This window comes from Alcaligenes sp. WGS1538, assembly GCF_043187505.1.
GTDB lineage: Bacteria > Pseudomonadota > Gammaproteobacteria > Burkholderiales > Burkholderiaceae_B > Alcaligenes.
Genome location: NZ_CP171109.1, coordinates 3,056,830 through 3,071,550 on the forward strand (window position 1 = coordinate 3,056,830; position 14,721 = coordinate 3,071,550).

13 protein-coding genes are annotated in these 14,721 nt (G+C 66.6%); 5 read left to right on the forward strand and 8 right to left on the reverse strand.

Annotated elements, in window-relative coordinates; all coding sequences use genetic code 11:
- Positions 1-81: 81 nt before the first annotated feature.
- The gene (locus tag ACF3ND_RS14240) at positions 82-1,359 is read left to right on the forward strand and encodes a bifunctional O-acetylhomoserine aminocarboxypropyltransferase/cysteine synthase (RefSeq protein WP_394061529.1); all 1,278 of its coding nucleotides are present in this window, start codon (positions 82-84) and stop codon (positions 1,357-1,359) included.
- A gap of 70 nt (positions 1,360-1,429) precedes the next feature.
- Here the strand turns inward: ACF3ND_RS14240 and ACF3ND_RS14245 are convergent, their stop codons facing one another.
- On the reverse strand, positions 1,430-1,846 hold the full coding sequence (locus tag ACF3ND_RS14245; protein ID WP_394061531.1) for a YidB family protein: 417 nt from the start codon (positions 1,844-1,846) through the stop codon (positions 1,430-1,432).
- 228 nt (positions 1,847-2,074) lie between these two features.
- Between ACF3ND_RS14245 and ACF3ND_RS14250 the strand changes: the two genes are divergently transcribed.
- Positions 2,075-2,995: a delta(1)-pyrroline-2-carboxylate reductase family protein gene (locus ACF3ND_RS14250; protein WP_394061533.1), complete on the forward strand. Its 921-nt coding sequence runs from the start codon at positions 2,075-2,077 to the stop codon at positions 2,993-2,995.
- A gap of 104 nt (positions 2,996-3,099) precedes the next feature.
- Entirely contained in the window at positions 3,100-3,840 is a 741-nt protein-coding gene (locus ACF3ND_RS14255) for a flagellar brake protein (protein WP_394061535.1), read from the forward strand.
- A gap of 4 nt (positions 3,841-3,844) precedes the next feature.
- Here ACF3ND_RS14255 and ACF3ND_RS14260 read toward each other — a convergent pair whose 3' ends face one another.
- The 5 genes from ACF3ND_RS14260 to ACF3ND_RS14280 all read right to left on the reverse strand — a co-directional run bounded on the left by ACF3ND_RS14260 (position 3,845) and on the right by ACF3ND_RS14280 (position 9,685).
- A complete protein-coding gene (locus ACF3ND_RS14260; RefSeq protein ID WP_394061537.1) occupies positions 3,845-4,453 on the reverse strand; it encodes an NTP transferase domain-containing protein in 609 nt (202 codons plus the stop codon).
- A 401-nt stretch (positions 4,454-4,854) separates the two neighbouring features.
- Entirely contained in the window at positions 4,855-5,478 is a 624-nt protein-coding gene (locus ACF3ND_RS14265; RefSeq protein WP_394061539.1) for an N-carbamoylsarcosine amidohydrolase, read from the reverse strand.
- Positions 5,465-6,517 (reverse strand): 2,5-dihydroxypyridine 5,6-dioxygenase, encoded by a 1,053-nt coding sequence (locus ACF3ND_RS14270; RefSeq protein WP_394061541.1) that lies wholly within the window; start codon positions 6,515-6,517, stop codon positions 5,465-5,467. Before ACF3ND_RS14270 ends, ACF3ND_RS14265 begins: the two co-directional genes overlap by 14 nt.
- Positions 6,518-6,569: 52 nt before the next feature.
- Positions 6,570-7,394 (reverse strand): alpha/beta fold hydrolase, encoded by an 825-nt coding sequence (locus tag ACF3ND_RS14275; RefSeq protein WP_394061543.1) that lies wholly within the window; start codon positions 7,392-7,394, stop codon positions 6,570-6,572.
- Between the two features lie 26 nt (positions 7,395-7,420).
- Entirely contained in the window at positions 7,421-9,685 is a 2,265-nt protein-coding gene (locus ACF3ND_RS14280) for a molybdopterin cofactor-binding domain-containing protein (protein ID WP_394061545.1), read from the reverse strand.
- 541 nt (positions 9,686-10,226) lie between these two features.
- Between ACF3ND_RS14280 and ACF3ND_RS14285 the strand changes: the two genes are divergently transcribed.
- A complete protein-coding gene (locus ACF3ND_RS14285) occupies positions 10,227-10,703 on the forward strand; it encodes a (2Fe-2S)-binding protein (RefSeq protein ID WP_394061547.1) in 477 nt (158 codons plus the stop codon).
- Complete coding sequence (locus ACF3ND_RS14290) at positions 10,700-13,525, forward strand: c-type cytochrome (RefSeq protein ID WP_394061549.1); 2,826 nt, start codon at positions 10,700-10,702, stop codon at positions 13,523-13,525. The genes ACF3ND_RS14285 and ACF3ND_RS14290 overlap by 4 nt, the downstream gene beginning before the upstream one ends.
- A gap of 89 nt (positions 13,526-13,614) precedes the next feature.
- Here ACF3ND_RS14290 and ACF3ND_RS14295 read toward each other — a convergent pair whose 3' ends face one another.
- Entirely contained in the window at positions 13,615-14,094 is a 480-nt protein-coding gene (locus ACF3ND_RS14295; protein ID WP_394061551.1) for a VOC family protein, read from the reverse strand.
- Positions 14,095-14,149: 55 nt separating this feature from the next.
- A complete protein-coding gene (locus tag ACF3ND_RS14300) occupies positions 14,150-14,698 on the reverse strand; it encodes a DUF924 family protein (RefSeq protein WP_394061553.1) in 549 nt (182 codons plus the stop codon).
- Positions 14,699-14,721 lie beyond the last annotated feature (23 nt).

Genomic DNA, 14,721 nt, shown 5'->3' on the forward strand with positions numbered 1-14,721 from the left:
TTGAAAGCCACTTCATGCCGTACAAGGGTTATGCTTCGCCTATTACAGTCAGCCACTTGATCATCAAGCCCATAACGAATCATGAAATTAGAGACTCTTGCCATTCATGCCGGCTACCAGCCCGATCCGACCACCAAGGCCGTGGCCGTGCCGATCTACCAGACCACCTCCTACGCCTTCGACAGCACCCAGCATGGCGCTGACCTGTTCGACCTGAAGGTGCCGGGCAATATCTACACGCGCATCATGAACCCCACCAACGCCGTGCTGGAAGAGCGCGTCGCCGCGCTGGAGGGCGGCGTGGGCGCGCTGGCCGTGGCCTCGGGCATGGCGGCCATCACGTATGCTATACAAACGATTGCCGAGGCTGGCGACAACATTGTTTCCGTCAGTAAGCTGTACGGCGGCACCTACAATCTGTTCGCTCATTCCTTTCCCCGCCAGGGCATCACCGTCAGGTTCGCCCCGCACGACGACATCGCCGCGCTCGAGTCCCTGATCGACGAGCGCACGCGCGCCGTATTCTGTGAAACGATTGGAAACCCCGCCGGCAACATCGTGGACTTGCAGGCCCTGGCCGACGCCGCGCACCGTCACGGCGTGCCCCTGATCGTGGACAACACGGTGGCCTCCCCCGCCCTGTGCCGCCCCTTCGAGCACGGCGCCGACATCGTGGTGCACGCCCTGACCAAGTACATGGGCGGCCATGGCACCACCATCGCGGGCATCGTGGTCGATTCGGGCAAGTTCCCCTGGGCCGAGCACAAGGAGCGCTTCGCCATCCTGAACCAGCCCGACCCGTCCTATCACGGCGTGGTCTACACGGAAGCCTTCGGTCCCGCCGCCTTCATCGGCCGCTGCCGCGTGGCCCCGCTGCGCAACACCGGCGCCGCCCTGTCCCCCTTGAGCGCCTTCCAGATCCTGCAAGGCATCGAGACCCTGCCGCTGCGCATGGAGCGCCACACGGAGAACGCCCTGAAGGTGGCCCGCTATCTGAAGGCCCATCCGCAGGTATCCTGGGTGAAATACGCCGGACTGGAAGACCACCCCGAGCACGAACTGGCGCAGCGCTACCTGGGCGGCAAGCCCGCATCCATCCTGTCCTTCGGCATCAAGGGCGGCATCGAGGGCGGCACGCGCTTCATCGACGCCCTGAAGCTGGTGCTGCGCCTGGTCAACATCGGCGACGCCAAGTCCCTGGCCTGCCATCCGGCCAGCACCACGCACCGCCAGCTCAACAGCGAAGAGCTGGCGGCGGCCGGCGTCAGCGAAGACATGGTGCGCCTGTCCATCGGCATCGAGCACATCGACGACATCCTGGCCGATCTGGAACAGGCCCTGGAGGCCTCGCGCGGCTGATTGGCGCGATCCGAAGCAAAAAGGCGCCCCTCCGGTCTGGAGGGGCGCCTTTTTCTTGATACGTGAAAGATCAGCTCTTGCGGAACAATTGCGTCAGCCCGCCCAGCAGGCTGTTGACGTCCGTCAGGTGAGACGGATCGAAATGGCCGTTCGGGCTGGCCTGGTCGATCAGGGACGGCAGCATGACCTTGAGGTTCTCCAGCACGGTCTGCTGGTTCAGGCCCGACAGGCTGACCAGCTTTTCAATGGCGGGAGCGCCCATGACGCTCGCCAGGTCCTGCTCGCCGATGGCCTTGTTCTCGCCTTGGGACAGCCAGGACGACACCACGTCGGCAAAACCGCCTTCGCGAAAGCGCTCGATCAAACCGGCCAGGCCGCCGGGATAGGTGCTGACCACCTGGATCAAGGCCGGCAGCAGCTCTCCCTGCACCTTGGAGTGCGGGTCCGCCGACGACAAGGCCGACACTACGGAATTGAGCAAGCCCATTTTTCTTTTCTCCCCAATTACAGCAGCCCGCCAGGACAGGCGCAGGCTTGAACCGCAATTATGCCGCGACGGGCGCGCCCTTGGGGCGAAAAACTGTCAAGCCCGGTGAAGAGACCTAGGGTGAATCCGGGTGAGCCCGGTCTTGCCCGGCGCAGGCGCTGGGCTACACTGGTCGGCATGACGCCCGGGCGCCGCCGCGCCGGCGGCCCACCTTGACGGAGACCTGCAATGAACCTGACCCTTTCTTCAGTCCTGTCCGCGGAAGACACCGCCCGCTGCCTGCCCTACCCCGAGCTGGTCGCCTGCCTGGGCAAGGCGATGGCCGAACATGCAGCCGGCAGGATCCTGGCTCCGGAGCGGCAGGTGCTGAACTACCCGCAGGGCGGACAGATGCTCTCCATGCCGGCCGTGGCGCACGATGTGGGCGTGCACAAGCTCGCCAACGTCATGCCCGACAATCCGGCCCTGGGCCTGCCCTCCATCCTGGCCCTGGTCGCGGTCTACGACGCGCGCACCGGTCAGACGCTGGCGCTGCTGGACGGCCCCACCGTCACGGTGCGACGCACCGCCGCCGTATCCATGCTGGGCATACAGGCGCTCTGGCCGCAAGGGCCGACGCACGTGGCCACCCTGGGCTGCGGCCGCCAGGCCCTGGGCCATGCCGACGCCATCCTGACGCTGTATCCCAACGCCCGCGTCACCCTGACATGCCGCAATCCGCCCCGGGCGGAACAGGCCGTGGCCGGACTGCGCGAGCGCCATGGCGGCCGGGTCCGCCTGACCAGGGACCTGCCCGCCGACGCGGACGTGGTGATCGCCCTGACCGGGAGCCTGACGCCCGTCTATCACGAAGAAGCCCGGCTGGAACGCCTGCTGATCGGAGTGGGCGCGTTCCGCGCCGATATGGCCGAGTTCGAGCCGCATACCCTGCATGCCAGCCGCCTGTACGTCGATGACCTTAACGGCGCCCGCCACGAAGCGGGCGACCTGCTGCAGGCCCAGGTGGACTGGGACCAGGTCCAGGGCATCCACCAGGTGCTGCGCTCGCCGGCGCCCAGGGACAAACCCTTCTTCTTCAAGTCGGTAGGCTGCGCAGCCTGGGATCTGGCCGCGGCGCGCTGCGCCTTGCAAATAGCGGAATCAGACTGATTTTTCGCTGTTTATCAATTCTTTAAGACATGTCCTAAAGCGGGCAAGAATGTTAATCTGGCGGCTGTCCCCGACCACTGATGACTTTTCTTGTCCGCAGCGCAATGACTTCCTCGCACCATCCCCACGACGACGATCCCTACCAGGTCCAGTCCCGATTTGAGATCCTGCGCATCCTGCGGACCATCGAGAGCAGCGGCTTGCTGCTGCACATGGAAGCGGGCCAGGGAGACACCAGCATCGTCACGACCATCCTGGAGATAGATCCGGACAGCAACACCATCGTCATCGACACGGCCAACAAGCAAGAGCAGACCCGCCGTCTGCTGCAATCCGAACACGTCAACTTCGAGACGTCCGTGGACAAGGTCAAGATCACTTTCCAGGCCCCGACTCCGGAAGGCACCTCCTTCGAAGGCCAGCCCGCCCTGGCCATTCCCATCCCGGAATCCATACGGCGCCTGCAGCGGCGCGAGTACTTCCGCGTCAATGTGCCGCTGAACGAGCCGGCCATGGTCACCTTGCGACTGAACAATCAAAGCCAGAGCTTTCGCCTGCACGACATCAGCGGCGGCGGCCTGTCCCTGGTGGATGAATCCATGGACATGCCCGAGCCGATCGGTACGCATTACGCCCAATCCCTGCTGGAATTGCCGGATACCGGCTCCTTCCTGGTCGCCCTGGAGGTCGCGCGCACGGAAAAACAGGAGCTTCCCAACGGCAAGCAGATCCAGCGCCTGGGCTGCACCTTCATCGACCTGCCCGGCTCCACCCAGACCGCCATTCAGAACTACATTGCTCGCCTGGAGCGCCAGCAGATCGCCAAGCAGCGCGGTCACGCCTGAGCAGTCAGGACAGCGACGGATCCAGGTCGGCCGGCACGTCCACATCCCGCAACACGCCCGCATCGGTCACGGCCACCCAGGCCGTGTCCTGGCTGTGCGCCTGCAAAAGGCCCCGAGCTCCCTCGGCATCGGGCAACGCCAGCAATTCTCGGCGCCACCCGACCCCGAACCCGACCGGATTGCCGGGCTGTCCGTCCACGGTCGGCCGCACCAGGCCGGCGCCCTGACGCAAGGCGCCAGCCAGAGCCGCCAGGGTCCGCGCCTGCACCCAGGGCATGTCGGCCAGCAGCACCAGCCACCCGCAGGCGGGCGAGCTGGCCTGCACGCCCGCCTTCACAGTGACTCCCATGCCGCGCGCAGCCTGTTCGGCGCGCACGAAGCGCAGCGCCAGCCCGTCCAGCTCCTGGCGCAGTTCGGTCTCGTGTACGTCGCAGACCACCACGACCTCGTCCAATACCTCCAGCGCCGTCTCGCAGACCCTGCGCAGCACCGTCACCCCGTCCGCCATGGGCGCCAGCAGCTTGAGCTGACGTCCCGACGGATCGAACCGCCGGCCCAGCCCGGCCGCCAGCACCAGCCCCGTTACCCCCTGAACTCGTTCAACGCCTGTCATTGCCGCTCCTTGCCCGCGCCTCGACGCGCCGGCCCTGTTCACGCCGGTCCGCGCCCGGCACTGCCGCTAGGGTAGCGGCAAAGCCTCGTTCGCGACAGCCCTTGCCGTTGACAGTATGAGCCGGCCGCAATACTACGCTGGATAAACACTTGATCAACCGGCTGTTCTGACGGAAGCAATCAGTCATGCTGGTTCCTGGACTCCACTCCTCCAGGACCCCATCCATGACCCGGTACGACACCTTCTATCGCTGCCTACTCGACGCCCAAAGTCTGGAACAGGTATTTCAAGGAACAGGCAGATAAAAAAAACCCCCGGAAGCCGTCCAGCCCCCGGGGGTACATGTCCGACGGCCCGCCCCCAAGCGGCAGGCCGTCGAAACCGTCACGCGGCCGCCGCCCTTACAGGCCCAGCAGCGCCATCGCCTCCTGGCGCGTGGCCACCGTCGCGTACTTCTGGCGCATGTCGAACAGGTTCGCCTCGTGCGGGCCCAGCGCCCGGTCGCCCACGCAGTCCGACACCACCAGCGGGCGAAAGCCCAGCTGCATCGCATCGACCACGCTGGCGCGCACGCAGCCGCTGGTCACCGCCCCGGCCACCAGCAGCGTCTTGACCCCGCGCTGGGTCAGCCACGCCGCCAGCGAGGTGCCGAAGAACGCCGAGGGCACGTTCTTGCGCACCACCAGCTCGCCCGGCGCCGGCGTCAACGCCGGCACGATCTGGCTGTTGGGCTCGTTCTCCAGCAACCCCAGCATCCCCGGCACCTTGATGCTGAAGATGTTGTGATCCGCCCCGTCGTCCGCGTACACGATGCGCGAGTGCGCCACCGGCCAGCCCTGCGCGCGCGCCGTGGCCAGCAGATGCCGCGTGTTCTCGATCGCCTGCGGGATGTTCCCGCCCCCGAACACCGCCGGATCCGCAAAGCCGTTGACCAGGTCGATGATCAGCAGCCCGTACGGCGCCTGCGGCTCCAGCTGCGCCCCAAAACCCTGCTGGGCGTACACCGCCCCTTCATTCGTACTCACCCACGCCTCCGTCCAGTACCTTGCCATCGCGCACCACGGCGCGCCCGTCCAGGCTCACCGTGCAGTGGCGCAGCGGAATATCAATGTGGCAGGCCGTGGTGCGAGCGCCCCCGGCCTCGTTGTTCGGCCCCAGGGAGAACAGGAAGTTGCCCTCGAAGGCTCGCGCATCCATCCCGATCGTGTTCTCGCGCGAGTACAGCCCCAGCGTGGACCAGTGGCAGCGCGGCTGCAAGCCCCAGCCGATGTGCGAGATCGCGTAGCCTTCCGGATCGTTGAAGGACTTCATGTACTCGTCCAGCAGCTCGGCCTCCACCCCGCCCTCGATCCGGGTCGCGTAGCCGTTCTCCACCGTCAGGATGATCGGCTCGGTCGAGTACTTCTTCTGCGGCAGCAGGATGTCGCCCTTGTCGATCACGATCGTGCCGTTCGAGCCGCCCTCGTTGGGCCAGGTCAGCACGAAGCCGCTGGGCCAGTGGTCCCAGCGACCCGGCTCGTCCACGAAGCCGTACTCGCGAATCGCCGGGAACTCGCCCAGCGCGCAGCGCAGGTCCGTGCCCGCCGGCGAGGTGATGCTCATTTCCTTGGCCGCCTTGATCAGCTGCGCGGCCGCCGTCACCCGCGCCCGGTCCGCTTCGGTGGGCACCGTGCGCACCAGGATCTCGGGCGGCTCGACCGCCAGCAGGATCTTGGTGCCCGACTTCAGAATGTCGATCTGCTCGGGCGAGAACAGCAGCGTCATCAGGTCCAGCACCAGGTCGCTGGCCTTGAGCGCGGCAATGGCCGCCTCGTTGCCGGTCAGCGGCGTGGTGCCCAGGTAGGCCAGCGAGTCGCGGCTGAGCGCCTTGTCGGCGTTGACCGGCAGCAGGTCCAGCCGGTTGACCACCGCGCCCATGGACTGGGCCGCGATCTGGGCGCACTGCAGCGTCTGCGGGTGCGTGCTCGAGCTGGTCAGCAGCGTCACCGTCTGCCCGCGCTCCAGCTTGGACAGGCGCAGCACCTCCTGCCAGGCTTCGATAAGTTGATAATCACTGACTGCCATAGTTTTCCTCGTCGTCAGGCCGTGCGGCGCACGGCTGTTTCTTAAATCTCGATCAGGCGATCCGCACGCCCAGGAAATCGCCGAAGGCGGCGTAGAAGCCCGCCTCGTTGTCCCAGGGGATCATGTGGCCGGCATTGGCCACGCGGGCTACCGTCACGCCTGGGATCAGGCTCTGGATTTCCGCAATGTCCTCGGCGCGGATCACGTCGCCGCGTTCGGCCACCATCAGCATCACCGGCACCTGGATCTGGGGGAAATCCGCGTGCACATCATCGGTGTGGAAGCCCTCGAAGCTGGCCAGGATGGCCGGCTCGTGGCAGGTGTGCAGCCACTGGGCGCGCAGCTGCAGCTGCTCCTCGGTCCAGGTCGGGCAGAAGGCGCGCATGTCCTCGGCCGTGCAGCCCTTGCGGGCCATGGCCATGGAATCCACATACCAGGGCAGCTTGGATGGATAGGCGCGGCGTCCCGGACCGGACACGGGCGGGTCCACCATGACCAGGCGGGTCAGGCCTTCAGGATGGGAGCGGGCGGCACGGGCGCCGATACGGCCGCCCATGGAGTGGCCTACGATGGCGTAACGCTTCAGGCCCAGGGCCTTGGCGAATTCAATGACGTCGGCCGCCTGGGCGTCCAGGCTGTAGTCCATGCCTTCCGCGGCTTCACTCAGGCCGCGGCCGCGCACGTCCAGCACGTAGGTGTCGAAATGCCGGCCGAACTGCTCGCCGACAAAACCCCAGGTGACCGCCGGGCTGGTGATGCCGGGGATGATGATGACCGCATCGCGGCCGGCGCGCTCGCCGGTCGAACCGCCGTAACGCAGGTAGTGCTGGCGTATGCCGTTCGCCTGCACATGGCCACCATAAAGATATGTACTCATTAAACTGTCCTTGGGTTGAAACACGCTCACGCCGTGGCTGCCTGGTTCGCAGCGGTCAGCGCGGCCCGGACCACGTCCGGAGTGAAAGGCACCCGCCGGAAGCGCCGGCCGGTGGCGTCGAAAAGAGCATTGGCAATGGCGGAGGCGCAAGGCACGGAGGCGGATTCCCCCGAGCCCATGGGCGCCTCTGACTGCCGATCCATCAGGATGACCTCGATGGGCGGGATGCGCGGAAAACCGATGATGGGATAGGCCCCCCATTCGGCGCTGACCACGCCGCGGCCATCAAAAGAGACCTGTTCGTACAGAGTACGGCTCAGGGACTGGATGACATTGCCGTGGATCTGATGGCGCACCCCCGCCGGGTTGACCATCTGCCCGGTATCCTGGCCGACATAGACCTGGTCCACGCGAATGAGGCCGCTGTCCGCATGCACGCTCAAATCCACCAGCCATGCCGACCAAGCGGCGCCGAAGCCGGGGAACTTGCTATGAATGTAGCGGGCATAGGACAGGCCGCGGCCATGCAGCCACCCCTGCTCATCCGGCACGCCGCGCGTACCCGTGCGGCCTGGCCGCCACTGGCCGTGATCCGCCACGGCCTGCAGCAGCTCCCGCGCCCGCTGGTCCCGGTCCAGGTAGCGCAGGCGATACTCCAGCGGATCGGCCTTGGCCTCGAAGGCCAGCTCGTCCAGGAAGCAATCGTGCGCAAATGAATTGGGCATGGCCGACACCCCGCGCAGCCAGGAGGCGCGCACGATGGCGGGCATGTCGTTGCAGACCACGTGCATGCTGGGATAGCTGTAAGGCGGCACCGCCGTGCGGTCTCCCATCTCCAGTTGGCGCGGCGCGGCGCTTTCCCGGCCCGTCAGCAGCAGGGCCAGATTGGGCGCATCGTTGGACGGATAATGGGTGGCGAAGTCGTAATGGCGCAGTCGGCCCTCGGTATCGATGGAGCCTTCCACGTCCATCAGCTGGGCCGTGCCCTTGGGCTCCCAGCCATGCTCCTGCTCGCGGCTCAGCTGCACGCGCACCGGCGCGCCCACCGCCCGAGACAGGAGCAGGGCGTCGGCGCAGACATCATCGGCGCAATTGCGGCCGTAGCAGCCCGCCGCCTCATGGCGAATGATCTCGATGCAGCCTTCGTCCTCATCCAGCAACTGGCTCAGGTGCACGCGCAGCATGTGCGGATTCTGGCTGCCGGACCAGACCCGGCTATGGCCGGGCTGATAGTGCGCCACCGCGCAGGACGGGCCTATGGAGGCGTGCAGCTGATAAGGCCATACATAGGTGCGCTTCAAGCGCTTGCCCTCCGGCGGCAGGACGGGATGGTCCGCCCGCGTGTCGCAGAGTACACGCTCGGTCATGGGCTGGCGGCGTATGGCCTGTTCCACATCGCTCATGTCCGCCAGGGCGGGAATGGGCTTCCAGCGCACCTTCAGTTCCTTGGCGGCGCGCATGGCATGCTCTTCGCGGCGCGCGACCACGCCGATGAAATCGCCCTCCACCACAACGCGCAAGTCCGGCGCGATATGGCGAATGGACTCCTCGTCCACGGACTCCAGGCTGCAACCGACAAAGTCGCCGCTGTCCCGCCCCACATAAGGCGGGCGCACCACGCGGCCGTGCAACATGCCCGGAACGCGCACGTCGTGCACGTAGACCCACTGCCCCAGCGCCTTGCCGGGAATGTCCACGCGGGGCTGGGGCGTGCCGACGATGCGCAGCTCGCCGACCGGCTTGGTGACGGTATCGTTGTCCAGCTGGGCATGCAGCTTGCGGCCCCGCAGCGCGTCCCAATAGGAAAGGCTGCGGCCATCCGGCGCCGTGATCAGGCCGCCCTGCACGCGCAGCTCGGCGGCGTCCAGCTCCCATTGTCGGGCCGCCTCCTGCACGAGCAGACGGCGAGCCTGCGCCGCCGCCTTGCGCAAGGGCACGGCGTGGATCTGGATGGAGGCGCTGGCAATGGTGGGTCCCTGGTTGGGAACCGCGTCCGTATGGCCCAGCACCATCTGCACGCGCTCCATCGGCACGTCCAGCTCGTCGGCCACGATCTGGCTCAAGGCCGTCTGGATGCCGGTGCCCAGGTCCACATGTCCGCTGAAGGCGCGCACCCAGCCCTGCTCGGAAACGGCGACGAACACATCATCATGCGCCTGCAGATAGTCGGAAACCACGCCGGGCTGGCCCGGCGACGGGCGGGGCGGACGCGCGGGCGCGCGAAGGATGAGCAAGGTTCCTTCAGCCTGCAAAAGCTCTTGCTGCTGGCGTCGCGGCGCGTCATAGGACATCGGACTCTCCCTGGTTCGCTGCACGACCGGCGATGGCCGGCCGCTGCACGGGGTCGGCATGAACGGACGCCATCCGCGCCCACGCTTCCACGACAGCCCCGATCATCAGCGTACACACCCTATAAAAAATGGAAATCATGGCAAACACGCCATTTTCAACCATCACTATAAATAGAAAATCAAGCACTCAATAATCAGTGTAAACCCTATTAATTTTGCTAGATACAGCGAACTCAAGGGTCTATCGGCCTGCCTATCGCCAAATGCGGTAAATTGTCGCACCTGATCTATTTACTCAATAATTTAAAGTGTATACACTTAATTTAAGTGTATCAACTCCGATGCAACGGAGGAGCTGCGTCAGGTTCGGATCCGGCGCATGGCCAGGACCCGGCAGCCGGGGGGCTGTCGCCGGCGCAAAGCCGTTTCCCTGCGGCCGGCCAGCTCTTATAGTTGAACTTGCAAATAAAACCGAACCTCCGTTTCCAGGCCAGGGTTCACGCAACCCGGGCGCCAGCGACGAATTAAAGGTGAAGCTTCCATGGCCTCTCGCTCCCGCCCGCATTCGCTGCGGGTCAATCAACAGACGCACGTCATTGACGTGGAACCCGATACCCCGCTGCTCTATGTACTGCGCAACGACCTGGAACTGAACGGTCCCAAGTTCGGCTGCGGCCTGGGCGAATGCGGCGCCTGTACGGTGCTGGTGGACGGCGTGGCGGCGCGCTCCTGCGTCGTGCCCGTCAGCATCGTGGAGCACCGCCAGATCACGACGCTGGAAGGGCTGGCCCTGGACGGCCGCCCCAATCCGGTCCAGCAAGCCTTCATCGACTGCCAGGCGGCCCAGTGCGGCTATTGCCTCAATGGCATGATCATGACCGTACAGGCCTTGCTGAACCGCAATCCGCAGGCGACCGAAGAACAGATCCGCGACGAGCTGCGCTACAACCTGTGCCGCTGCGGCACGCACGTGGAAATCATGCAGGCCGCCATGCGCGCGGCAAAGGCCATGCGATGAGTCATCTCGCCCAAGCCGCACCGCGTCCGGAACTGCCCGGCCTGCCCGCCTCCACGCCCTGTCTGCACGGCGTGGTGCTGCGCCCTCCTTATTGGCACTATGCGGACGGCGCCTATCAAGGCGCGCAACTGCAGACGCTGGATGCGCAGGCCGCGCTGCAGGTGCCCGGCGTGGTGGCCTGCGTGCGCAAAGGCAACTTCGTCGGCGTGCTGGCCGTCCAGCAGGAACAGGCGCAACAGGCCTGCTCCCTGCTGGACGCCCGCTGGGCCACGCCCGTCGGCCATGCCGGCCCAAGCCTGGAAGCGAATGCCGGCGCCGGCCAAGCGGACGGTCCGGCCCAAGTCTATGAATGGCAGCGCAGCGACCTTGGACTGGAACCAGCCTGGGCCGTGGCCTGGCACGACGGCGACACCTTGCGCGTCTGGGCCCGCACCCGCCGCCCCGCCGCCTTGATGACCGAGCTGCAAGCCCTGAGCGGCCTGCCGGCCGAACGCGTCATCGTGCTCGATCCCGGCCATGACGCGGCCGAGGCCTATGACTGCGCCATGGACGCGGCCGTCATGGCCTTTGGCCGCGCGCAAGCGGTGCAAGTGCGCGCCGCCCGCGTGGAGCCGGCCATACGCCTGGCCGTTCATGACGACGGGCGCCCCCACGCGGAACTGGCGGAACAGCTGCAGGCCGCGCACTGGCGCCTGAACACCCTGGACAGCACGCGTCCGTCGCTGGCCGCCGTGCTGTGCGGCCAGGACTCGCTGCCCGCCGCCGGCCCCCAGGCCGTCAGCGATTATTTTTCCCAACCGCTGGCGGCGCAAGACGGACAAGCCGCCGTCGGCGATCCGGACAGCGTGGCGCACGCCACCATCTTTGCCCAGGAATCGCAATTCGACCAGTATTGCCACGAACGCGGACTGGATCCGCTGCAGGCGCGCCTGGACCGCGTCACCAGCCGGCAGGGACGGGAGCTGCTGGAAAGCGTGGCCCGCCAGTCCGACTGGACCCGCGCGCCGGCCCGACAGGACGGCGTGATCCGCAAGGGCCGCGGCCTGGCCTACAGCCACGTCGTGGAACGGCAGCCGGGCGAGACGACGCGCGAACAATGGTCGGCCTGGGCCGTGGACGTGAGCGTGGATACCCACAGCGGCCGGCTCAGCATCGACAGGCTGACCATAGGCCATGACAGCAGCGCCCTGGCCGAGCCCGGCGTGCAGGCCGAAGCGCCGCCCGCCCTGGCGGACCGCCTGAGCCGCTGGGCCCAGCAACTGCTGGCGCCCGCCGCCCGCACGGACACCGGCGAGCGGCGGCGCGCGCCCGAGCCGTCCCGGCCCAGCGTGCAGCTGGTCAAGCCCGAGCAGGCGCTGGAGCGGCCCATGGCCTGGAGCCAAGGGGTGGAACTGCCCGCCGCGGCCGCCATCGCCAACGCCGTATTCAACGCCACCGGCGTGCGCCTGAACAGCGCTCCCTTCGCCATGGACGCCCTGGCCCTGGATTGCAAAGGCCCGCAGGGCGCGCCCCGGCGGCGCAAGCCATGGCTGAGCGGACTGCTGGCCGTGGCCGCCGGCGCGGTGGTCAGCGCCATGCCCTGGCGGCCCGCCATCGCTCCGGTCGCGCACGTGGACACGTCCATATTTTCCGACCAGGCGATCGAGCGGGGCCGGCTGGTCGCCATTGCCGGCGACTGCATGGTCTGCCACACCGCCGAAGGCGGCCAGCCCAACGCCGGCGGCCTGGGCCTGGAGACGCCATTCGGCACCATCTACACCACCAACATCACCCCGGACAAGGAAACAGGCATAGGCTCCTGGAGCTACAAGGCCTTCGAGCGGGCCATGCGCGAAGGCATACACCAGGACGGGCGCCACCTGTATCCCGCCTTTCCCTACACGGCGTTTGCCAAGATCAGCGACGAGGACCTGCAGTCCCTCTATGCCTATCTGATGACGCAGGAACCGGTGCACGCCCCGAACAAGAAGACCGAACTGCCCTTCCCCATGAACATGCGCCCGCTGGTGGCCGGCTGGAACCTGCTGTTCCATCGCGACAAGCAGGCCTATGTGCCGGACGAAAGCCAGAGCACCCTTTGGAACCGGGGCGCCTACCTGGTCAACAGCAGCGGGCATTGCGCCGCCTGTCACACGCCCCGCAACGCTCTGGGCGCCGAGAAAGGCGGCGCGGCCAATTTCCTGGCGGGGGGCTTTGCCGACAACTGGGAAGCGCCCGCCCTGAACGGCCTGTCCCGGTCTCCCATCCCATGGACCGAACAGGAACTGTTCCAATACCTGCGCACCGGCTATTCGCCGCGCCACGGCGTGGCCGCCGGACCCATGGGCCCGGTCGTGGCCGGCCTGGCGCAACTGCCCGAATCGGACGTGCGCGCCATGGCCCACTATCTGGCCAGCCTGAATCCGGTCGACGCGCAGCAGGAAAGGGAGCATGCCGCCCAGGCCGCCCGCCTGGAAGAGGCCAGCCGCGCCAATCAGGCCGTGATGCTGATGCCCGGCGAGAAGCTGTTCAACGGCGCCTGCGCCGTCTGCCACGATCCGCGCGGCGGCCCGGTGCTGTTCGGCGCGCGGCCTTCGCTCGCCCTGAACACCAATCTGCACAGCGACCACCCCGACAACGCCATCCAGGTGCTGATGCACGGCATCACGCGGCCCGCCCAGCCTTCGCTGGGATCCATGCCGGGCTTCAAGGACAGCATGAACGACCAGCAGATGGAAGAGCTGCTGGTCTACATGCGGGCGCGCTTCGCGCCCGACAAGCCGGCCTGGAGCGGCCTGAAGGAAAAGATCGCCGCGATACGCGAACAGAAAGGGCATCTCTGACGGCCCTGGCCGGCTCGATCAGAGGCGGTTCAGGCTGTTCTTTCCGCCAGGATGCCGGCGTCCCCGCGGAGACGCCGGCATTCGCGGGCTCAGCCGCGCCGGGCTGCTTCGATGGCGGCAATATCGATCTTGCGCATGTCCATCATGGCCTCGAAGGCGCGCCGGGCCGCTGCCGGATCCGGATCGGCGATGGCCTCGGTCAGGATGCGCGGCGTGATCTGCCATGACACGCCCCATTTATCCTTGCACCAGCCGCAGGCGCTTTCCTGCCCGCCGTTGTCCACGATGGCGTTCCACAGACGGTCGGTCTCGGCCTGGTCCTCGGTCGATACCTGGAAGGAAAACGCCTCGTTGTGCTTGAAGGCCGGGCCGCCGTTCAGGCCCAGGCAGGCAATGCCCATGACGGTGAACTCCACCGTGAGGATATCGCCCTGCCTGCCGGCCGGGTAGTCGCCGGGCGCCCGGTGCACCGCTCCCACCGAGCTGTCCGGAAAGGTCTGGGCGTAGAAGGTCGCGGCCTCCAGGGCGGCGCCGTCGTACCACAGGCATATCGTGTTCTTGCTCGCCATCTGGGTTCTCCCAAAAAAGAACTTCGTTTTGACGCAGGGACCCCGGAAAAGGAGATCAGCCGGCAAAGCCCCCAGTCTGCAGGAACTGCATTTCCTGCTCCGTGGTCTGGCGGCCCAGGATGGTGTTGCGATGCGGAAAACGGCCGAAACGCTGGACCACGTCCAGGTGCTCCTCGGCATGGTCCAGCCAGGGCCGGCCGATCTCCTGGTTCAGGCGCACGGCTTCCTGCTGGTCGGCCAGGCTCTCCGAATGTGAATAAGGCAGATAGCAGAAGACGCGCCGCTCGACGGGGATCTGCTTGTCCAGCCCCTGGGCCACCATGGCCTTGGCCAGGTCCAGCGCCTTGGCGTCCGTGGCGTACATGCGCGGGGTGTTGCGAAAAGCGTTGCGCGGAAACTGGTCCAGCAGGATCAGCAAGGCATAAGATCCCGACGCGCTGGCGGCCCAATCGTCGAACTCGCCCCTGGCGGCGCGTTCGCGCCAGTCCAGGAAGCGCTCGCGGAACTGCTGGTCGAACTGATCGGATTTCCGGAACCAGCTCTGCGGTCCGGCCTGGACCCAGAAATCGATCACGGCCTGGGGATTGGGGGTCGTCTCTTGCATGCGTTTCTCCTGGGGCAAGGCAG

Bases quoted from the DNA above. Each gene is read 5' to 3' on its own strand.
- ACF3ND_RS14240 (WP_394061529.1), top strand. From the start codon at position 82: ATGAAATTAGAGACTCTTGCCATTCATGCCGGCTACCAGCCCGATCCG.
- ACF3ND_RS14245 (WP_394061531.1), bottom strand. From the start codon at position 1,846: ATGGGCTTGCTCAATTCCGTAGTGTCGGCCTTGTCGTCGGCGGACCCG.
- ACF3ND_RS14250 (WP_394061533.1), top strand. From the start codon at position 2,075: ATGAACCTGACCCTTTCTTCAGTCCTGTCCGCGGAAGACACCGCCCGC.
- ACF3ND_RS14255 (WP_394061535.1), top strand. From the start codon at position 3,100: ATGACTTCCTCGCACCATCCCCACGACGACGATCCCTACCAGGTCCAG.
- ACF3ND_RS14260 (WP_394061537.1), bottom strand. From the start codon at position 4,453: ATGACAGGCGTTGAACGAGTTCAGGGGGTAACGGGGCTGGTGCTGGCG.
- ACF3ND_RS14270 (WP_394061541.1), bottom strand. From the start codon at position 6,517: ATGGCAGTCAGTGATTATCAACTTATCGAAGCCTGGCAGGAGGTGCTG.
- ACF3ND_RS14275 (WP_394061543.1), bottom strand. From the start codon at position 7,394: ATGAGTACATATCTTTATGGTGGCCATGTGCAGGCGAACGGCATACGC.
- ACF3ND_RS14280 (WP_394061545.1), bottom strand. From the start codon at position 9,685: ATGTCCTATGACGCGCCGCGACGCCAGCAGCAAGAGCTTTTGCAGGCT.
- ACF3ND_RS14285 (WP_394061547.1), top strand. From the start codon at position 10,227: ATGGCCTCTCGCTCCCGCCCGCATTCGCTGCGGGTCAATCAACAGACG.
- ACF3ND_RS14290 (WP_394061549.1), top strand. From the start codon at position 10,700: ATGAGTCATCTCGCCCAAGCCGCACCGCGTCCGGAACTGCCCGGCCTG.
- ACF3ND_RS14295 (WP_394061551.1), bottom strand. From the start codon at position 14,094: ATGGCGAGCAAGAACACGATATGCCTGTGGTACGACGGCGCCGCCCTG.
- ACF3ND_RS14300 (WP_394061553.1), bottom strand. From the start codon at position 14,698: ATGCAAGAGACGACCCCCAATCCCCAGGCCGTGATCGATTTCTGGGTC.